General features: G+C 41.0%; 19 protein-coding genes. 17 read left to right on the top strand and 2 right to left on the bottom strand.

The genetic code is table 11. From position 1 onward, the window contains the following. Positions 1–6 precede the first annotated feature (6 nt). The 6 genes from PS3_RS00350 (at position 7) to PS3_RS00325 (ending at position 6,319) form a co-directional block, all read left to right on the top strand. Positions 7–282: an HU family DNA-binding protein gene (locus PS3_RS00350; protein WP_007121623.1), complete on the top strand. Its 276-nt coding sequence runs from the start codon at positions 7–9 to the stop codon at positions 280–282. A gap of 93 nt (positions 283–375) precedes the next feature. Further along, a complete protein-coding gene (locus PS3_RS00345; protein ID WP_007121622.1) occupies positions 376–1,644 on the top strand; it encodes a tetratricopeptide repeat protein in 1,269 nt (422 codons plus the stop codon). A gap of 96 nt (positions 1,645–1,740) precedes the next feature. Further along, on the top strand, positions 1,741–2,946 hold the full coding sequence (locus PS3_RS00340) for a CCA tRNA nucleotidyltransferase (protein ID WP_007121621.1): 1,206 nt from the start codon (positions 1,741–1,743) through the stop codon (positions 2,944–2,946). Between the two features lie 4 nt (positions 2,947–2,950). After that, the gene (locus PS3_RS00335; protein ID WP_007121620.1) at positions 2,951–4,843 is read left to right on the top strand and encodes an ABC-F family ATP-binding cassette domain-containing protein; all 1,893 of its coding nucleotides are present in this window, start codon (positions 2,951–2,953) and stop codon (positions 4,841–4,843) included. A gap of 12 nt (positions 4,844–4,855) precedes the next feature. Then, a complete protein-coding gene (locus PS3_RS00330) occupies positions 4,856–5,815 on the top strand; it encodes a thymidylate synthase (protein WP_007121619.1) in 960 nt (319 codons plus the stop codon). A gap of 9 nt (positions 5,816–5,824) precedes the next feature. After that, positions 5,825–6,319 (top strand): dihydrofolate reductase, encoded by a 495-nt coding sequence (locus tag PS3_RS00325; RefSeq protein WP_007121618.1) that lies wholly within the window; start codon positions 5,825–5,827, stop codon positions 6,317–6,319. Here PS3_RS00325 and trhA read toward each other — a convergent pair. Further along, a complete protein-coding gene (gene trhA / locus PS3_RS00320) occupies positions 6,316–6,963 on the bottom strand; it encodes a PAQR family membrane homeostasis protein TrhA (RefSeq protein ID WP_007121617.1) in 648 nt (215 codons plus the stop codon). The two genes, PS3_RS00325 and trhA, sit on opposite strands and share 4 nt — an antisense overlap. A gap of 133 nt (positions 6,964–7,096) precedes the next feature. On the opposite strand from trhA, the gene PS3_RS00315 reads away from it, so the two are divergent. The 11 genes from PS3_RS00315 (at position 7,097) to PS3_RS00265 (ending at position 17,724) form a co-directional block, all read left to right on the top strand. Then, on the top strand, positions 7,097–7,939 hold the full coding sequence (locus PS3_RS00315) for a DegV family protein (protein ID WP_007121616.1): 843 nt from the start codon (positions 7,097–7,099) through the stop codon (positions 7,937–7,939). Positions 7,940–8,000: 61 nt separating this feature from the next. Next, on the top strand, positions 8,001–8,909 hold the full coding sequence (locus PS3_RS00310; RefSeq protein ID WP_040467785.1) for an SGNH/GDSL hydrolase family protein: 909 nt from the start codon (positions 8,001–8,003) through the stop codon (positions 8,907–8,909). A gap of 5 nt (positions 8,910–8,914) precedes the next feature. Next, positions 8,915–9,502, top strand: coding sequence for a YpmS family protein (locus PS3_RS00305; protein WP_007121614.1), 588 nt, complete (start codon positions 8,915–8,917; stop codon positions 9,500–9,502). A 9-nt stretch (positions 9,503–9,511) separates the two neighbouring features. Then, positions 9,512–9,736 (top strand): YozE family protein, encoded by a 225-nt coding sequence (locus PS3_RS00300; RefSeq protein ID WP_007121613.1) that lies wholly within the window; start codon positions 9,512–9,514, stop codon positions 9,734–9,736. A gap of 12 nt (positions 9,737–9,748) precedes the next feature. Continuing rightward, positions 9,749–10,621, top strand: coding sequence for a ribosome biogenesis GTPase YlqF (ylqF, locus tag PS3_RS00295; RefSeq protein ID WP_007121612.1), 873 nt, complete (start codon positions 9,749–9,751; stop codon positions 10,619–10,621). After that, a complete protein-coding gene (locus tag PS3_RS00290; RefSeq protein ID WP_007121611.1) occupies positions 10,614–11,387 on the top strand; it encodes a ribonuclease HII in 774 nt (257 codons plus the stop codon). Before ylqF ends, PS3_RS00290 begins: the two co-directional genes overlap by 8 nt. A 51-nt stretch (positions 11,388–11,438) precedes the next feature. Continuing rightward, entirely contained in the window at positions 11,439–12,290 is an 852-nt protein-coding gene (gene dprA, locus PS3_RS00285; protein ID WP_007121610.1) for a DNA-processing protein DprA, read from the top strand. Between the two features lie 93 nt (positions 12,291–12,383). Continuing rightward, positions 12,384–14,504, top strand: coding sequence for a type I DNA topoisomerase (gene topA, locus PS3_RS00280; protein ID WP_007121609.1), 2,121 nt, complete (start codon positions 12,384–12,386; stop codon positions 14,502–14,504). 12 nt (positions 14,505–14,516) lie between these two features. Beyond that, the gene (locus PS3_RS00275; RefSeq protein WP_040467780.1) at positions 14,517–15,359 is read left to right on the top strand and encodes a tyrosine-type recombinase/integrase; all 843 of its coding nucleotides are present in this window, start codon (positions 14,517–14,519) and stop codon (positions 15,357–15,359) included. A 26-nt stretch (positions 15,360–15,385) separates the two neighbouring features. After that, entirely contained in the window at positions 15,386–16,264 is an 879-nt protein-coding gene (locus tag PS3_RS00270) for an aldose 1-epimerase family protein (protein ID WP_007121608.1), read from the top strand. A 122-nt stretch (positions 16,265–16,386) separates the two neighbouring features. Then, positions 16,387–17,724: a replication-associated recombination protein A gene (locus PS3_RS00265; RefSeq protein WP_007121607.1), complete on the top strand. Its 1,338-nt coding sequence runs from the start codon at positions 16,387–16,389 to the stop codon at positions 17,722–17,724. Positions 17,725–17,789: 65 nt separating this feature from the next. Here PS3_RS00265 and plsY read toward each other — a convergent pair whose 3' ends face one another. Next, complete coding sequence (gene plsY, locus PS3_RS00260) at positions 17,790–18,422, bottom strand: glycerol-3-phosphate 1-O-acyltransferase PlsY (protein WP_040467778.1); 633 nt, start codon at positions 18,420–18,422, stop codon at positions 17,790–17,792. Positions 18,423–18,510 lie beyond the last annotated feature (88 nt).

The following is an 18,510-nucleotide window of genomic DNA, read 5'->3' as shown; positions in this document are numbered from 1 at the left end:
TTTGACATGGCAAACAAAGCTGAATTAGTTAACAATGTTGCAGCATCAACTGGTTTAACCAAGAAGGATGCTACTGCAGCTGTTGATGCAGTATTTTCATCAATCGAAGCTTCATTAGCTAAGGGTGAAAAAGTTCAACTTATTGGTTTTGGTAACTTCGAAGTTCGTGAACGTGCAGCTCGTAAGGGTCGTAACCCACAAACTGGTGAAGAAATCCAAATTCCAGCAAGCAAGGTTCCTGCATTTAAGCCAGGTAAGGCCTTGAAGGATGCTGTTAAGTAATCTTAACTAATCCGATGGCGCGAGCAACATTGTTGTTCGCGCTTTTTTGAACTTCATTGATCATGCCAAATTTTAATAATAAAAGAGGTAACTATGTCCTATTCTGAAAAAATGTTAGATCAACTTGATCGTGGTCAGTTGGCAGAGGCCAAAAAATCTTTTGCTTGGGCGCTTCGTAAAGATGATGACGAAACCCTATTTAATTTAGCTGAAGAATTGTATGGGCTGGGCTTTTTAAATCAGGCACAACGGGTTTATTTGAAATTATTAGAAAAATATCCTGATGAAGATGTCTTACGGACTGCCTTGGCGGAAATTGCGATTGATAACGATCATAATGATGAAGCCTTGACCTACTTAAACCAAATTGCTGCGGACTCTGACGCTTATGTTCCAGCACTTTTGGTAGCAGCTGACCTATACCAAACGGAAGAACAGTTTGAAGTGACGGAAAGCAAATTACTGGAGGCTTATCAAATAGCTCCAGATGAACCAGCAGTTTTGTTTGCTTTAGGGGAATTCTATAATCTGATTGGCAAGCCTGAACAAGCGATCCAATATTATTTTGCTTTAATTCAAGCTGGCTATTTAGAATTTGCCAAGGTTGATATTGCTGGTCGCTTAGGGACTGCTTATGCCCAAAGCGGTCATTTTGACCAGGCTTTAGGATACTTAGAGCAGGTTGATCCACAGTATCAATCTAGCGATATTCGCTTTCAAACAGGTTTTACCCAATTACAATTAGGAAAATTAAAAGCGGCGGAGCAAAGCTTACAATCTTTAATTGATGACGATAGTCAATATGCCAGTGCATATCCGGCTTTAGCAACAGTTTATGAACAAGAAAATGATTACCAACAAGCGCTCAAGACGGTTCAAGAGGGGTTGAGTGTTGATCAATACAATGAGAATTTATATGCACAAGCGGCTGATTATGCTAGTCATTTAGGTGATGATCCATTAATGGATCAATATTTACAACGCGCTCATGAAATAGATCCAGATAACTTAACGATTACGATTCAGTACAGTAATTTTTTATTATCCCAGCAGCGTGATCAGGATAATCTTAACTTATTAGCATCTGTAGAAGATGATGAAGTGGTAGATCCCCAAGTTGAATGGAACCGGGCTCAATCGTATTGGCGTCTGGAACAATTTGATCAGGCGGGGCAAGCGTTCAGTGCTGCTTTGCCAGCTTTTGAAGATAATCCTGACTTTTTACATCAATTAATTGATTATTACCAAGCCGTGGGGGAACGGGACTTAATGTTCGATCAACTACAAAGATATGTTGAATTAGTTCCGACTGATACAGAAATGGCAGAACGGCTTGCTGAATTTGAAGATCAAATGTATTAATGGTTTGTTGGCTCCCATTTGCGGAGCTAGCAAACTTTTTTTAATTTAAATTCTTTGTTAGAATATGTATTGGATTTACGTTAAAGGGGTAAGAATATGATCATCGAGCAACTACCAACAGAATTTAAAGAAGCAGAACCGGTCTTAGCACAAATTGAGGCAGCTGGTTTTGAGGCTTATTTTGTTGGCGGTTGTGTTCGTGATACGATCTTGGGTCAACCTCTACATGATATTGATATTGCAACTAGTGCTTATCCGAGTGAAATTAAAGCGATTTTTTCACGGACCGTCGATACGGGGATTGAACACGGGACGGTAATGATTTTAGATCATGGAAAAGGTTATGAGACGACAACTTTTCGGACAGAAACTGGTTATCAAGATTTTCGTCGTCCTGATGAGGTGACCTTTGTTCGCTCCTTGGCCGAAGATTTACAACGGCGAGATTTTACCATCAATGCCTTGGCCTTAAAACGAACAGGGGAAGTGATTGATCTTTTTGACGGTTTGCATGATCTCACAAATCGTCTCATTCGCGCGGTTGGTAATCCCGATGAACGGTTCCATGAAGATGCCTTACGGATGATGCGGGCCGTGCGTTTTGCGAGCCAACTAGATTTTGAAATTGATCCTGAAACGATCCAAGGAATCACCGATAATGCACACTTATTGTCTAAAATTGCAGTTGAACGAATTCAAGTCGAATTAGAGAAACTATTCGTGGGCACAAATCCCACCAAGGGTCTTCAAGTGATGATGGAAACGGACCTGTATGAATATACACCCACGTTAGCCGATCAAAGTATGACCTTAAAGAATTTGCTAGCTTTAGATAATTGGCATTTGACGTTCCCGGTATCTGTATGGGCGACCTTAATGTTTGCTGGCGGACATGATGATCAAACTATTCCGGGGTTGTTAAAGCAGTGGAAATTATCTAATGACTGCATTAAAGAATCGCGTCTAGTGGTTCAATTTTTAGATGCGTTGCAAAACCATCAAGTGACCCCAGAATTATTATTTAAAATGAATGCTAAGCGACTCCAATGGGCTCATGAGGTCGCTCAAGTGCTAAATATCGAGCATGATCAAGCTACGATCATGCGTGATTATGCTCAATTACCAATTCACGATGCCCATGAATTGGCAATCAAAGGTGGCGATCTAATTACTGGAGTAGGAATCAAACCTGGGCCACAGTTAGGTCAAATAATTAGGCAATTGCAAGTTGCAGTCTTGACTCAAAAGGCCAAGAACCAGCCAGTAGATCTAATTGCGTTAGCAAGCAAATTGAAAGGATAGTAGTATGCAGACCTTACGGGCCGACAACTTAACTAGTACTTATGGTGAGAAAACCTTATTTAAAGATGTTTCCTTTATCATTAATGAAAATGACCGCATCGGTTTAATTGGGACAAATGGGAGCGGGAAGACTAGTCTTTTAAATGTGATTGCGGGACTGACGAATGCTGAGCAGGGAGCAATCACAAAACCGAGCGAGTATACAATTGGTTACTTACAACAACAACCCAATCTTGATCCTCAAAAGACCGTAACCGAGGCTGTTTTTGCCAGTGATCAGGCCGTCTTTAAGCTCATTCGACGTTATCATCAAGCTTTGGATGAATTTAGTCAACATCCAGAAGATTCCCAAGCAATCGAAGCTTATACTAAGTTACAAGCCCAAATGGATCAGGCGAATGCTTGGGAAGCCGAAAGCCAAATTAAAACGATTTTGACCCAATTACATCTAACAGATCTGAATCGAAAAATTAGCGAACTTTCGGGGGGGCAGCTAAAACGAGTTGGTTTAGCAGTAGTTTTAATTCAGCATCCCGATCTTTTAATCTTAGATGAACCGACTAATCACTTGGATTTAGATTCAATTATTTGGCTGCAAGATTATTTAGCTGCATATAAAGGGGCGGTTTTGATTGTCACGCATGATCGCTATTTCTTAGATCAGGTTACTAATCATATTTGGGAATTGTCTTTTGGCGATCTTTATCATTATGATGGTAATTATCAAGCCTTTGTGGAACAAAAAGCTAACCGGATTGAATTGGCCCGAGAAACAGAAAAGAAACGTCAAAGTCTCTATCAAAAAGAATTAGCTTGGATGCGGACGGGGGCTAAAGCCCGGTCAACGAAACAAAAGGGTCGGATTAATCGGTTTAATGAATTAAAAAGCCAAATCGGTCATTTACAAGAAGATCAAGACCTTGAAATCGCTTTAGGCTCCCAGCGATTGGGTAAAGACGTCATCGAGTTTAAAAATGCCAATCTCGCTTTTGACCAACTGACGATTTTGCAAGATTTTAATTGGTTAGTCCAAGCCAATGACCGGATCGGGATTTCCGGAGAAAATGGGGCCGGCAAAACCACCTTATTCAAAGTAATCATGGGCCAATTACCGCTTGATTCCGGGGTGCTTAAGATTGGTGAGACTGTTAAATTAGGTTATTATTCCCAACAAACCGAGCCAATCCCTGAAGATAAGCGGGTGATTGAATATTTGTCCGAAGTCGCAGAATCCGTCGTTGATCGTAATGGTCAACGAATAGAGGTTACTGGTTTACTAGAGCGCTTTTTATTCCCACGCTTTATGCATGGGACGCTGATTCGGAAATTATCCGGTGGTGAGAAACGTCGCTTGTTCTTGTTGAAGATTTTGATGCAACAACCAAATGTCTTGTTATTAGATGAACCAACTAATGACCTCGATATCGGCACGCTTGCTGTTTTGGAAGATTATTTAGATACCTTTGCTGGGACAGTAATCACGATTTCACACGATCGTTATTTCTTAGATCGCGTTGCTGAACAATTACTGATCTTTAAAGGCCAAGGGAAGATTGATCGTTATGTGGGGCGGTTCACCGATTATTTAAATCAGTCGGCTGAAGCTAGTTCTAAGCCGACGGAGCAATCAAGGGTTAATCCTGCCCCCCAAGCTACGCCAAAGGCCACCAAGGATAAAACCAAATTGACCTATGGAGAACGGTTAGAGTGGGATCAATTAAACGAAGATATTGATCAATTAACCGATCAACAACAGGCCTTAGAATTAGCCATGAGTGAAAATGGGGATAATTACGAAAAATTAGCCCGCTTACAACAAGAATTAAACGAAGTTGTTAAGACCCTAGACGAGAAGACAGCTCGTTGGGAATATTTAAGTGAATTTGTAGATGAATAAAAGAGGATTCAAATGTCAATTAACGATAATGAACAACAATATTTAGATTTTGCACGCTATGTTTTGGAACACGGCGATGAAAAAGGAGATCGTACGGGGACGGGGACACGGTCCGTTTTTGGATACCAAATGCGCTTTGATTTACAGGCGGGTTTCCCTATTTTAACTACCAAAAGGGTACCGTTTGGTTTAATTAAGAGTGAGCTTTTATGGTTTTTACGTGGTGATACGAATATTCGTTTCTTACTTCAACACAAGAACCACATTTGGGACGAGTGGGCTTTCCAACGCTGGGTAGAAAGTGATGAATATACGGGACCAGATATGACGGACTTTGGGCGGCGGTCTTTGGTTGATGCTGATTTTAATCAGGTCTACCAAGAACAAAAACGACAATTCTGTGAACGAATTTTAAATGATGATGAATTTAGTGCCAAATATGGTGATTTAGGATTAGTATACGGTAGTCAATGGCGGGCCTGGCAATCTCCAAAAGGCCCAATTGACCAAATCCAAAATGTGATTGACCAAATTAAGACTAATCCTAATTCACGGCGTCTAATCGTCTCAGCTTGGAATCCGGTCGATGTGCCTTCAATGGCCTTGCCACCTTGTCATACGATGTTCCAATTCTACGTCAACAATGGTAAATTGAGTTGCCAACTATATCAACGGAGTGCCGATATTTTCTTAGGGGTACCATTTAATATTGCTAGTTATGCTTTATTAACCCATATGATTGCTAACCAATGTGGCTTAGAGGTTGGCGAGTTTGTTCATACCTTTGGGGATGCTCATATTTACAGTAATCATATTGAACAAATTAAAGAACAGCTGAGTCGACCAATGCATCAAGCCCCACGCTTAATTTTACCGGATGAGGCTAAACCGGTTGATGAATATGAAATGAGTGATATTAAACTTGAAGGATACGAAGCCGAACCAGCCATTAAGGCTCCGGTAGCAGTTTAGGAGGATACGATGGCGGAGATTTCATTTGTATGGGCACAAGATGAAGCGGGCTGGATTGGCAAGGATAATGCTTTACCGTGGCATCTACCGGCGGATTTAAAGCATTTTAAGGCGGTGACCATGGGTAAACCAATCGTGATGGGCTACAATACTTACTTATCGATTGGTCGCCCTTTACCGCATCGTGAAAATATTGTGATCACACATCGCGACCTTAAGCTACCAGGAGTGACAGTCTTACATTCAATTGATGAATTACAACAGGTTTTAGAAGACCGCTTAGCTGATCAAGCCGTGGCCATTATCGGTGGTGCTGGCCTGTTTCAACAAACCCTGTCCTTGGTAAATGTTTTGGAGCGGACGGTCATCGAAGGAGATTTTCAAGGCGATAAAAAAATGCCACTGATCAATTATGATCAGTGGACATTAACCAAACGTGAATCAGTCATCAGTAATGATCCAAAGACTCCTTCTTGTCATTTTGAACACTGGGAAAAAGTTTAGACATAAAATAGAATCGAAAAGTACATTAAGGCCGACCCAGCCATAACAAAGAAGTGCCAAATAAAATGAGTGTAGTCAGTTGGGAAACTGTATAGTAAAGCTCCCAGGGTGTAAACTACTCCCCCGGCAAAGAGCAAGCCAAAGCCAGCCGGACCTAAGCTATGCCACAAGGGTACTAAGGCAATGAGACACATCCAACCCATGATCACGTAGATCATGGTTGAGAGGTGGCTCTTTTTATTTAACCAAATACTTTTGTAGACGATTCCGGCAATCGCCATGGCCCAAATAATCCCGAAAAGCGTCCAGCCCAAAGCTCCCCGAATGGCGACTAAACAATAGGGAGTATAAGAGCCGGCGATCATCATATAAATCATCGAATGATCAAAAACCTGAAAAACGTGTTTGGCTCGCGTGAAAATGAGCGAATGGAATAAGGTTGATGCTAAATAAAAGAGCACCATGATACTGCCATAGATGGCAAAAGTAGTGATCCGCATGGCGTTATGTACTTGCGGATGCAGGGCGGCATGAACGATTAAGACCACTAAACCAGCAATTGCTAAAGCGGCGCCCAGTCCATGGGTAATAGCATTACCAATTTCAATTAAGAGGGTTTTATAATGTCGTTTGGTAATCGTCATAAGTAACTCCTTTTTAGCGATGATTCATGAAAAATGGCGACGGCTTTGTTATAATATTGAGAGTCGAAGTTAAACGTTCAGGTAAAATTAGCTTCATTATATATCAAATCGATTGAAAGAGTGAAATCAGACTATGGCAAACATTAAATTAGTAACAGATTCTTCTGCGGGTTTAACAGATGAGGAAATTAAAGAATATGACATTACGATTGTTCCTTTGAGCGTGATGATTGACGATCAAGTATACGTCGAACGTGAAGATATTACTAATGATGAATTCGTTGCCAAAATGGCAGAATCAACTAACCTTCCCAAGACTTCGCAACCACCATTAGGGAAATTTGTGGAAGTCTTTGATCGGCTAGGCGCGGATGGCAGCCAAGTTTTATGTATTGATATGATGGCCAGTTTAAGTGGGACGGTACATGCTGCCGAACAAGCGGCAACGATGACCGAGACAGACGTCACCGTGATTGACTCTTTAACTACTGATCGAGCCTTAGCTTATCAATTAATCGAAGCGGCGAAAGCCATTAAAGCCGGAGCGACCATGGAAGAAGTAGTCGCTAAGGCGCGGGAAACGGAAAAAAAGACGACCCTGTATTTAGCAATTGATAATGTTAAAAACTTGGTTGCTGGTGGACGAGTAAGTAAATTTGCGGGAACTTTATCCGGCGTTCTAAATATTAAGCCAATGCTAAAGGTGGGCAATGGGGAAATTGAAATTCCAGCAAAGGTGCGGGGAAATAAAGGAATGCACAAATTGTGGTCACAAATTGTGGCGGATATGGTTAAAGGTCCTGAAATTGTAGCGATTGGGATTTCTCACGTGGCTGCCGGCAAGGAAATGGAATGGTTAAAAGCCCAATTAAATGAAGCTTTTCCTGACATTCCAGTGCTAGTTAGAACTACGGTCCCGGTAATTGCTACCAATACAGGATTCGGGGCTAACTGTTTAATTTACTATACTAAATAATTAATGATTAAGCCTCCAGAGTTGTCACTTGGACTTTGGAGGTTTCTTATTGGATTGAAAAATGAAAAAAAGAATTTGGGTATTTTTGATAATTATTGCTCTCCTCCTGATTGGAGGAGGAGGCTACTACTATTGGCAACAAGCAGCTAGCCAAAATCGTCCTAAGAAGGTTTTGAAATCAAAGATCAAATTAGTCGCGATCGGTGATTCCTTAACCCAAGGAGTTGGTGATCAAAAGCAACAAGGTGGTTATGTAGGCATTATCAAGCACTTATTAGCTAACCAGTATCACAACCAAGTCATCACTTATAATTATGGGAAGAGTGGGGATCGGTCTGATCAAATCTTGCAACGCTTACATAATCAGTCAATCATTCAGCACAATTTAAAATCGGCGGACGTCATTGTGATGACCGTAGGCGGAAATGACTTATCCCAAGTCCTGTACGCTAAAGCACCAGGTAAATCTGCTAACCAAGTTGAAACTGCGGTTCAAAAAGCTGGCATTAGTTATCGAAAGAAATTACGACAATTAATGCGCGCTATTCGCCAAGAAAATAAGACGGCTCCAATATTTGTGATTAGTATCTATAATCCTTACTATGTCTATTTTCCAAATGTCACCACTATGGAGAATTCTGTTACCATTTGGAATCATTACACCCAGGCAACCGTTCAAAAGTACCAACAGACTTATTTTGTAAACATTCAAAAGTTAATGTCTTATGGTCAATATACTAGTGCCAGTTCGCGATCCTCCTTAGGATCGCAAACGAAACAGGCTAATCAATCTTCTACCAAGCAAAGTGATCTCATTCAGGTAATGAATACTTCGTCTAATTTAAACAACTATATTTCACCGTCGGATAATTACCATCCTAATTATCGTGGCTATACGAAAATGGCGCAGGCCTTGTTAAAAGTAATGAAGCAACATAATCAATTTGAATATCGAATTGTAAAGGAATAAAAGTAATGAAAAAGATTAAACCTTCTCTTTGGAAATGGTTGTTTATCGGTTTGTTAACCATTAATCTTGCCGTGATTGGTACGGTTATCTATCAGGGAACCGCGCCTTTAACCAATGTCGCTGAGACTAAAGCTCCTAAATCTAGTGATTCCTCATTAGAATTGGTGCTGAGTCGTAATCAAGTAAATACTTTATCTTCAAATTATCTCAATCAATTTTTAAAAGACAAAACGATAAAGTATCAATTTATTGTCGGTAAAAAATATGCATCTGTTATTGGGGTGACTAAATTTATGGGCGTTCAAGTTAAATTTGCCCTTAATTTTGTACCCGAAAAAACCAGTCAAGGAAACGTCATTTTACATGCGAAAAGTCTTTCGGTTGGTCAGTTAAAATTACCGATGTCATACATTATGAGCTATATCAAGAAAAATTATACATTGCCAGATTGGGTCAGTTTAAACCAAAAAAAGCGAACGATCTTGCTGGATTTAAACAAATATAGTCAAAAGAAAGCCATCAATTATCACGTGAATGAAATTAATATGGATCAGGGGCAATTTCGGATTGGTCTGACCATCCCTAAAAAATAGGAGGACTTTATGTACCGGGAATCTTTTTATCAATTTTTAATGACCCAGCGAAATCCTAATCAACCAAATGAGATCGAGCAGTTTGCTAATGATGCCTTTTTTGATTCGGCTTTTCCTAAACGATCGCAAGACTTTGACGAAATCTCTAAGTATTTAGAAGAAAACGCGACTTATCTGTACTCGATGACGATTTTTGATGATGCTTGGCAGTTATATCTAGCGAAAATGAATTAGGAGGAAAGATAGATGGCAGTAATCCAATGGTTCCCCGGTCACATGGCAAAAGCCTTACGCCAGATTCGGGAACAAATGCCCCTAGTGGATTTAGTTTTTGAATTAGTCGACGCTCGAGTGCCATATTCGAGTCAAAACCCTGAAGTTGATTTAGCAGCTGGTGATAAACCACGTCTATTGATCATGACTAAAACCGATTTAGCTGATCCAGAAGTCACTAAAGAATGGTTAGCCTTTTTTAAAAATCAGGGTCAACCAGTTTTGGCATTGGATTCACGGGAGCAACAAGTTGCTAAAAAAGTGACCAATGCGGCTAAAAAAGTGTTAGCTGATAAAATGGCTAATGAAGCAGCCAAGGGCATGCAAAAACGGGCAATCAAAGCGATGTGTGTGGGGGTACCAAATGTCGGAAAATCCACATTGCTCAATCATTTGGTGCACAAAAATGTGGCCGCGACTGCTAATCGACCAGGGGTAACGACCGGACAGCAATGGCTACGCTCATCAGCTGAATTAGAGTTGCTAGATACTCCCGGAGTTCTTTGGCCAAAATTCGCGACAACCAAACAAGGAACGATGTTAGCTCTTTCGGGAGCCATTAAAGATAGCCTTTATCCCAAAGATGATGTTGCCATTTTTGCTTTAGACTATTTACGTCAATACCGGATGGCTGAATTAAAAAAACGCTATCGGTTAACGGATGGAGAAGTCGATGAGGCCGTGTCAACTCCCGAATTATTATTAACAATTACCCAAAAGCTAGGAATGCGCGATGATTATGAACGGGCAAGTGAACGGATCATTTTCGATATGCGTAAGGGGAAATTAGGTACCTTTACGCTTGAAAGACCGGCTGACCTTAATGCGGAGGGGTTAAATGAATGATCATCAATTAACGATAAGTGATATCAAAAAACGCCTTCAGAAGATTTCAAATTTAGAAGATCCGTTTGTCTTAGCCCTTAGTAATGATCAGCGTAAAGGAGTCCAATCGGCTCTAGAACAGTTAAAAAAGCGGCTAAAGAAGCAAGCCCAGGCAAAAGTAGCTTTTCAGGCCCGCTTTAAATACGAACGTGAATTATGGTCACGTGGCCATCAATGGGTAGCTGGGATTGATGAAGTTGGTCGCGGCCCCCTTGCTGGACCAGTTGTCACCTGTGCTGTCATTTTAAATGAGGACTTTAACCTGATTGGAGTAACGGATTCTAAACAGTTAACCCCGCATGAACGTGAGCAGCTCTACTTACAGATAGTTGATCAAGCGGTTGAAGTCCGATTAGCGGTTAATTCAGCGACCGTCATTGATCAAATGAACATTTATGCGGCAACTCAAGATGCAATGTTGCGTTGTGTTAATTCTCTACACCATCAACCCACCCATTTAATTGTCGATGCCGTTCCACTAGATACATCAATTGATCAAACGACCTTGATTAAAGGTGATCAAAAAAGTATTTCCGTGGCCGCGGCCAGTATTGTCGCTAAAGAATATCGGGATCACTTAATGGCCACCTATGATCGACTATATCCGGGCTATAACTTTAAGGATAATATGGGTTATGGGACAGCCAAACATTTGGCAGGTCTAGCTGAATTAGGTGCTAGTCCCATTCATCGGCGGACTTTTAATCCTGTGCCGAAATATTTATAAAGACAAACTGATATTTTAAAACCTGCGTACTTGATAGTATGGAGGTTTTTTATGAAATTAAATGATTTTATTTTTCGACTTAGTCTGTGTGAACATCTGGGGTCAGTTAATCAACTTAAAATAATTCGGGCTAAAATTGCTAGTCCAGAGGCTGCATTAGCTACTTTGTTGAAGACTGCAGGCATATCTAGTCAACAAGGCCAAGCCATTTTAAATCAATGGTTTTCGCCCGAACTTGATCGCCGAATGCGCCTTAATCAAACGGTGCCACATTTACTCATCACTGATGAAGCTTATCCAGCAGCCTTAAAAGAAAGTTATGGGGCACCAACGGTCTTATATTATCGCGGTAATCGAGAACTATTAACTACACAGATGTTAGCAGTGGTGGGAGCTCGTCAAATGTCCTCATACGGGCAAATGGTGATGGATCAATTACTACCCCCAGTTATTTATGCGGGAATTACGATCGTTAGCGGGTTAGCTCGGGGTGTTGATGGTTATAGCCATCATATTGCAATTGATCATGCCGGAAAGACGATTGCCGTCATTGGAACCGGGTTAGACCGGTTCTACCCACAGGAACATCGACAGTTAATGCAACAGATGATGCAATCGCAATTAGTATTAACGGAGTATCCATTAGGTACGCCGCCATTGGCGAGCCACTTCCCAGCTCGGAATCGGATCATCGCTGGCCTTTGTCAGAGTTGTTTAGTCGTGGAGGGGCGGCAACGAAGCGGAAGTTTAATTACGGCTAATTTAGCCTTACAGGAAAATCGCAATGTACTAGCAGTTCCTGGAGCGATTAATCATGAATTATCGACCGGTTGTAATGAATTAATTGCCGAAGGAGCCAAACCAATCCTTAGGGCGCTTGATATTCTGGAAGAGTATACATAGCTGTTTCTACTATTAATATTACGATTTGATTTGACAGATGGAAATGGACTTGTTAATAATAGTATGCATAAATTTATAGAGGAGTGCCTCAAATTGGCTACTAAAACAACAACGAAGAAATCAACAAAAAAGAAAACCACTCGGAAGGCTCCGCAAAAGAAATTAGTGATTGTGGAATCACCTTCAAAGGCGAAAACCATTGAAAAATACTTGGGTCGTACTTACAAGGTCGTGGCCAGTGTTGGTCATGTGCGTGATCTGCCAAAGAGTCGGATGGGGGTTGATATTGAAAATGATTATCAACCTGAATATATTTCAATTCGGGGAAAAGGTAGTGTCATCAAGGAATTAAAAAAGGATGCCAAAAATGCTAAAGCCGTTTATTTAGCATCCGATCCCGACCGGGAGGGGGAGGCAATTGCTTGGCATATTGCCACTCTCTTGAAAGATTCCAATGAAAATTTAAATCGCGTGACCTTTAATGAAATTACCAAGGACGCTGTAAAAGAATCATTTAATGAACCGCGTCAAATTAATATGAACCTGGTTGATGCTCAACAAGCACGGCGGGTTCTTGATCGGTTGGTTGGGTATTCAATTAGTCCCATCCTTTGGAAAAAGGTCAAAAAAGGATTGAGTGCGGGGCGTGTCCAGTCAGTGGCCTTAAACCTGATTATTAAACGCGAGAATGAAATTAAGAATTTTAAACCCGAAGAATATTGGACTTTGGATGCTGAATTTAAAAAAGGTCGCGAAAAATTTGCGGCCAGTTTTTATGGCATTGATGGTCAGAAAACTAAATTACCTAATAATGAGGCGGTCCAACAGGTCTTGGGTCAATTAGATCGGAAGGCGCCATTTTTAATTGAAAATGTGGAACGTAAAGAACGGCGGCGCGCTCCGCAACCTCCTTATACGACTTCTACCTTACAACAAGACGCCAACCGTCGGTTAAATTTCCGGACACGGAAAACGATGATGGCAGCCCAACAGTTATATGAAGGGATCAATATTGGTCAAGGTGCGGCAGTGGGGTTAATCACCTACATGCGGACGGATTCCACGCGGATTTCGGAATTAGCTAAACATCAAGCAGCCGAATTTATTCATGACCAATATGGGGCTGAATATGCGGCCACCAAACCTCGTAAAGGGAAATTACCGGAAGGGGCACAAGATGCCCACGAAGCCATCCGACCAACCTCAGTTTTGCGAACACCGGCTTCAATTAAGCAGTATTTAACTAATGACCAATATAAGTTATATAACTTAATCTGGTGTCGCTTTGTCGCTAGTCAAATGACAGCGCAAGTGACCGACACCATGACGGTAACTATTACGCAAGGTCAAGTCAATTTCCGGGCTAATGGCTCAAAGGTTAAGTTCCCTGGTTTTACCAAGGTTTATAAACGGGGGGATGAAAAGGATAATTTGTTACCAGATCTTGCGGTGGGGGACCAGGTAACCATGGTGAAAGACGATCCGGCCCAACACTTTACGCAACCACCGGCCCGCTATACGGAAGCGGCCTTGGTTAAAGCCTTGGAAGAAAACGGGGTCGGACGACCATCAACTTATGCACCAACTTTAGATACGATTCAACGTCGCTATTATGTCCGCCTAGTATCTCGGCATTTTGAACCGACTGAATTAGGCGAAATCGTCGATACGATTATTTCGGAACAGTTCCCCGAAATCGTTAATGTGAAGTTTACGGCTGATGTTGAACAAAATTTAGATGCGGTGGAAGCAGGTAAAGAGAATTGGGTCAAAGTAATTGATGACTTTTATCAACCATTTGCTAAAGAAGTTGTTCAAGCTGAAGATCAAGTCGCTAAAATTGAGATGCGCGATGAATTAGCTGGACAGGATTGTGACATCTGTGGCGCTCCTATGGTTATTAAAATGGGGCGATATGGTAAGTTTTATGCCTGTTCTCGTTTCCCTAACTGTCGCAATACCAAAGCAATCGTGAAGGATACGGGGATTACCTGTCCTAAATGTGGTCAAGGAACCGTTGTGGAACGTAAGTCAAAACGGAACCGGACCTTTTACGGTTGTTCGCGTTACCCTGATTGTGATTTCGTATCATGGGATCGACCGATTGATCGTAAGTGTCCAAAAGACGGTCACTTCTTGGTCGAAAAGAAGGTCAAAGGCGGCAAACAAGTGGTTTGTCCAAATGGTGATTACCAAGAAGAAGTGCAAAAATAGGTGGTGAGACCAATGGCAACGAATCAACAGTTATTAGCGCAATTTTTAAATTCACTCACGACCAGTAAGAGTTCATCGACTATAAAAAACTATCGACTAGATTTACAAAAATTCGTTCATTTTATTGGATCCAAGCAAGTAACTGAACTTGATCCGGTTGATATCCAAGCCTACTTTAACCACCTGACAAAGCAAAAGCGAGGTGCCGCAACCATGCAGCGGCACCTTTCTAGTTTACGGCAATTTTATAAATACCTGATTAAACAGGGTCTAGTTAGCAAGTCACCATTGATAGAGATTCAATTAGCACAACCGAAAACTGTCAACCAACGATCAGCTTTAAATAAAGATCAGCAAGTGTCCTTGGTACGCTTAGTTAGCGATCAATTTAGCTGGCGAGAAATGATTATCATCCGGATGCTAATGGAAGTAGGTTTAAAACCACAAGAGTTATTAAATTTAAAATGGGATGATTTTGATGTTAATAGTCACACCTTACGAATTAAGTCAAACCAAAATGAACGAATTATCCCCATTTCAAAAGATTTAGTGGAAATGTTAGTTAATGATAAACGTTTATCAAAATATGATATAATTATCACAAATAAATTTGGTGAACAGTTAAGTATTGATGGTCTTTATTACCTCATTCGACAAATCGAAGCGGTTTGGGAACATCCGCTGACAATGAGCCAATTACGCGAAACGGCTCGACAAACCAGCAGTCAAAATCACCCATCGTTAGCGGAATTACAGAATCAATTTGGCGATCGAAGTTCCATTACTACGATGAGGCATTTACCAATAACTGTTCAACATTTGAAAGAGGATTACCAACGTTACTTTAAACGGTAATGTTAAAGAGAGAGAGAACAGGTTAGATGATCACAATTGAAAATAATCGTTTAAGCGTATCAATTAATGAATTAGGGGCCCAATTACATAGCATTAAGCGTCTTCCTGACCAAACTGAATATTTGTGGCAAGGGTCGCCTGATTCTTGGGAACGGCAGGCACCGGTCCTTTTTCCTTTTGTTGGCAAATTGAAGGACGATCAATACACATATCAAGGGCAAACCTACCATCAAGGTCAACACGGCTTTGCTCGCGATATGGTTTTTGCAGTCACTAAACAAAGTGACCATGCGGTGACTTTTCAATTAAAAGATAACGAGCAGACCCGCCAAGTCTATCCATTTGCCTTTGAACTTAATATTTCATATCGACTAGTTGATGATCAATTATTAGTGAATTACCTAGTGGTCAATCCTAGTCAAGATCAAACTTTGATCTATGCACTCGGTGCCCATCCAGGCTTTAGGACGCCGTTAAGTGATACTAGTAACTTTGAAGATGTTGAGATTTCTACCGAACCGGCCGAAGAATTAGATCGCTTTAAGTTAGTTGGTCCCTATAATGATCGTCAACACCCCTTTAAAATGGATATGCACCAACCCATCATGGCTAATCATGACTTATTTGATGAAGATGCCATTATTTTTGAAACGCATGGGGAACCCTTTGCGGTTAACTTAACCGACACCAAAACCCAGCATGGGGTTAAAGTATCAGTGATTGACACTCCTTATGTTGGGGTTTGGTCTGCTTATCCAAAATTGGGCAATTTTATTTGTATTGAACCTTGGTGGGGAGTAGCCGATGCTGTTGATGCTGATGGGCGCCTGGAAGATAAGGATGCTATGCATCGGTTGATACCACAGGACTCTGATACGTATTCATTCTCAATTAAACCATTTTAATCGCGAAATAGTTTGGGCGCTCCATGGGGTTGACCTAGAAATGATCGTTGACCCATTCGAGTTAACGTGACTTTGCAGGCCAACCGATGGAGCGTTTTATTAGCTTGAAAGGAGATGATCAGATGGATCAAACCTCGCTATTTGACCAAGCAATGGACGAAAACGCTCCATTAGCCAGTCGGGTTCGCCCAAGGGACCTAGACCATTTTGTCGGTCAAGAGCATCTCGTGGGTCCCGGAAAATTCTTACGAGAAATGATTGAAAAAGATCAGTTATCCAGCATGATTTTCTGGGGACCGCCCGGAGTCGGCAAAACCACCTTAGCTGAAATTATCGCTCGCCAAACTAAATCGCACTTTGTAACCTTTAGTGCCGTGATGAATGGGATTAAAGAGATCCGTAAAATCATGCAAGCGGCGGAGAATGATCGACAAGTGGGCATCAGAACCATTGTCTTCATCGATGAAATTCATCGTTTCAATAAGGCGCAACAAGATGCCTTTTTACCTTATGTTGAAAAGGGTAGCATTATTCTCATTGGTGCTACGACTGAAAATCCATCCTTTGAAATTAATTCTGCACTCTTATCGCGGACGCGGGTCTTTATGTTAAAGCCCTTGTCAGATCAGGATTTGATGAAGCTTTTACATCAAGTTTTAAGTGAACCCCAGGCTTTTGGGGAGATCAAAGTATCAATTACGGATGAACTTTTACATGAGATCGCTATCTACTCCAATGGTGATGCCCGATCTGCCCTTAATACCCTGGAAATGTTAGTGATCAATAGTGATATGCATGATCACCAAGTGACGGTCGACCAAAATTTATTAGCGGAGTTAACGGATCATAAAACCCAATATTATGATAAAGATGGGGAAGAGCATTACAATATTATTTCTGCACTTCATAAATCTATGCGGAATAGTGATGTTGACTCGGCCATTTATTGGTTGAGTCGGATGCTAGATGGTGGTGAAGATCCCTTATACATCGCCCGGCGCTTAGTTCGATTTGCTAGTGAGGACATTGGCTTAGCCGACAACAATGCCCTCAATTTAGCCATTAATACTTTCCAAGCCTGTCAATTTTTAGGTTTGCCCGAATGTGATGTCCATTTAACTCAGTGTGTGATTTATTTGGCGCTTTCACCAAAATCAAACGCAACCTATCAAGCGCGGGTTGCCGTTAAAAAAGACATTAAAGAGACCATCAACGAGCCGGTGCCGATGCAACTCCGCAATGGTACCACTAAGTTAATGCGTGAAATGGGATATGGGAAGGGTTATCAATTGGCCCATCACTATGCGGACAAGTTAACGACCATACCAACGCGACCTGCATCAATTAATAATCATATTTATTACCAACCAACCGAACAGGGGAATGAAGGAAAAATTAAGCAACGACTTGAATATATTAAGCGTTGGAAAGCAAGTCATGATACCAATTTTAAGTCATAAATAAAAAGAACCAAAAAAGTAATAAGGGTGAGAAGAAATGCTAATTGACATTTCTTCCCACCCTCTTAATTTTTAGAATGTTTTTTTCTAAGATATTGACCTAATCCAAAGGAGACCATTGATTCTTGACCATGGATAATTCGTTGAATGTTGGACCGGTGTAAATAATAGACCCCAATCGTAATAACAATTCCTAGTAAAGATAATATCCAGTCATGTTGAATTAGGGCAATAATTGTAATCGAAAGGACTACCACTAAGCTACCTACGCTGACCATACTAGTCAAGAGCAAAGTTATCGTAAAAATGACGACCCCAACCAAAAATAATAAAGGGTTGTAAGCTAATAAGACCCCGGAACTCGTCGCAACTGCCTTTCCGCCTTTAAAGTGGTCAAAGATTGAAAAGACGTGACCGACTGCTGCAAAAAAACCAATAAATAAAGGATTGATTGGACTATGGAATAGATAAGGCAAACAAGTGGCCAACGATCCTTTTAAAACATCCATGATAAAAACAATGGTGCCGGCTTTATTGCCTAAGATACGGAAGGTATTCGTGGTACCGATGTTTCCACTCCCATAACGCCGCAGGTCTTTATGGTAAAAATAAAGACCAATCCATAAACCAGAGGGAATAGAACCTAAGAGATAAGCAATTAAGATCATAACTAAAGTTAAAATCAGTTGAGACAACATTGTATCGATCCTTCCTTTCAATAACCTTTTCAGTTTATCACGAATCGCACTAGGATACTATCTTCTTGCCGTACAAGTATCTGTCAAG

This window comes from Limosilactobacillus gastricus PS3 (assembly GCF_000247775.1).
In the GTDB taxonomy this organism is placed as follows: domain Bacteria; phylum Bacillota; class Bacilli; order Lactobacillales; family Lactobacillaceae; genus Limosilactobacillus; species Limosilactobacillus gastricus_A.
Note: the sequence above shows the minus strand (reverse complement) of the source record. Positions and strands in the feature narration are given on the sequence as shown.

Bases quoted from the DNA above. Each gene is read 5' to 3' on its own strand.
- PS3_RS00350 (WP_007121623.1), top strand. From the start codon at position 7: ATGGCAAACAAAGCTGAATTAGTTAACAATGTTGCAGCATCAACTGGT.
- PS3_RS00345 (WP_007121622.1), top strand. From the start codon at position 376: ATGTCCTATTCTGAAAAAATGTTAGATCAACTTGATCGTGGTCAGTTG.
- PS3_RS00340 (WP_007121621.1), top strand. From the start codon at position 1,741: ATGATCATCGAGCAACTACCAACAGAATTTAAAGAAGCAGAACCGGTC.
- PS3_RS00335 (WP_007121620.1), top strand. From the start codon at position 2,951: ATGCAGACCTTACGGGCCGACAACTTAACTAGTACTTATGGTGAGAAA.
- PS3_RS00330 (WP_007121619.1), top strand. From the start codon at position 4,856: ATGTCAATTAACGATAATGAACAACAATATTTAGATTTTGCACGCTAT.
- PS3_RS00325 (WP_007121618.1), top strand. From the start codon at position 5,825: ATGGCGGAGATTTCATTTGTATGGGCACAAGATGAAGCGGGCTGGATT.
- trhA (WP_007121617.1), bottom strand. From the start codon at position 6,963: ATGACGATTACCAAACGACATTATAAAACCCTCTTAATTGAAATTGGT.
- PS3_RS00315 (WP_007121616.1), top strand. From the start codon at position 7,097: ATGGCAAACATTAAATTAGTAACAGATTCTTCTGCGGGTTTAACAGAT.
- PS3_RS00310 (WP_040467785.1), top strand. From the start codon at position 8,001: ATGAAAAAAAGAATTTGGGTATTTTTGATAATTATTGCTCTCCTCCTG.
- PS3_RS00305 (WP_007121614.1), top strand. From the start codon at position 8,915: ATGAAAAAGATTAAACCTTCTCTTTGGAAATGGTTGTTTATCGGTTTG.
- PS3_RS00300 (WP_007121613.1), top strand. From the start codon at position 9,512: ATGTACCGGGAATCTTTTTATCAATTTTTAATGACCCAGCGAAATCCT.
- ylqF (WP_007121612.1), top strand. From the start codon at position 9,749: ATGGCAGTAATCCAATGGTTCCCCGGTCACATGGCAAAAGCCTTACGC.
- PS3_RS00290 (WP_007121611.1), top strand. From the start codon at position 10,614: ATGAATGATCATCAATTAACGATAAGTGATATCAAAAAACGCCTTCAG.
- dprA (WP_007121610.1), top strand. From the start codon at position 11,439: ATGAAATTAAATGATTTTATTTTTCGACTTAGTCTGTGTGAACATCTG.
- PS3_RS00275 (WP_040467780.1), top strand. From the start codon at position 14,517: ATGGCAACGAATCAACAGTTATTAGCGCAATTTTTAAATTCACTCACG.
- PS3_RS00270 (WP_007121608.1), top strand. From the start codon at position 15,386: ATGATCACAATTGAAAATAATCGTTTAAGCGTATCAATTAATGAATTA.
- PS3_RS00265 (WP_007121607.1), top strand. From the start codon at position 16,387: ATGGATCAAACCTCGCTATTTGACCAAGCAATGGACGAAAACGCTCCA.
- plsY (WP_040467778.1), bottom strand. From the start codon at position 18,422: ATGTTGTCTCAACTGATTTTAACTTTAGTTATGATCTTAATTGCTTAT.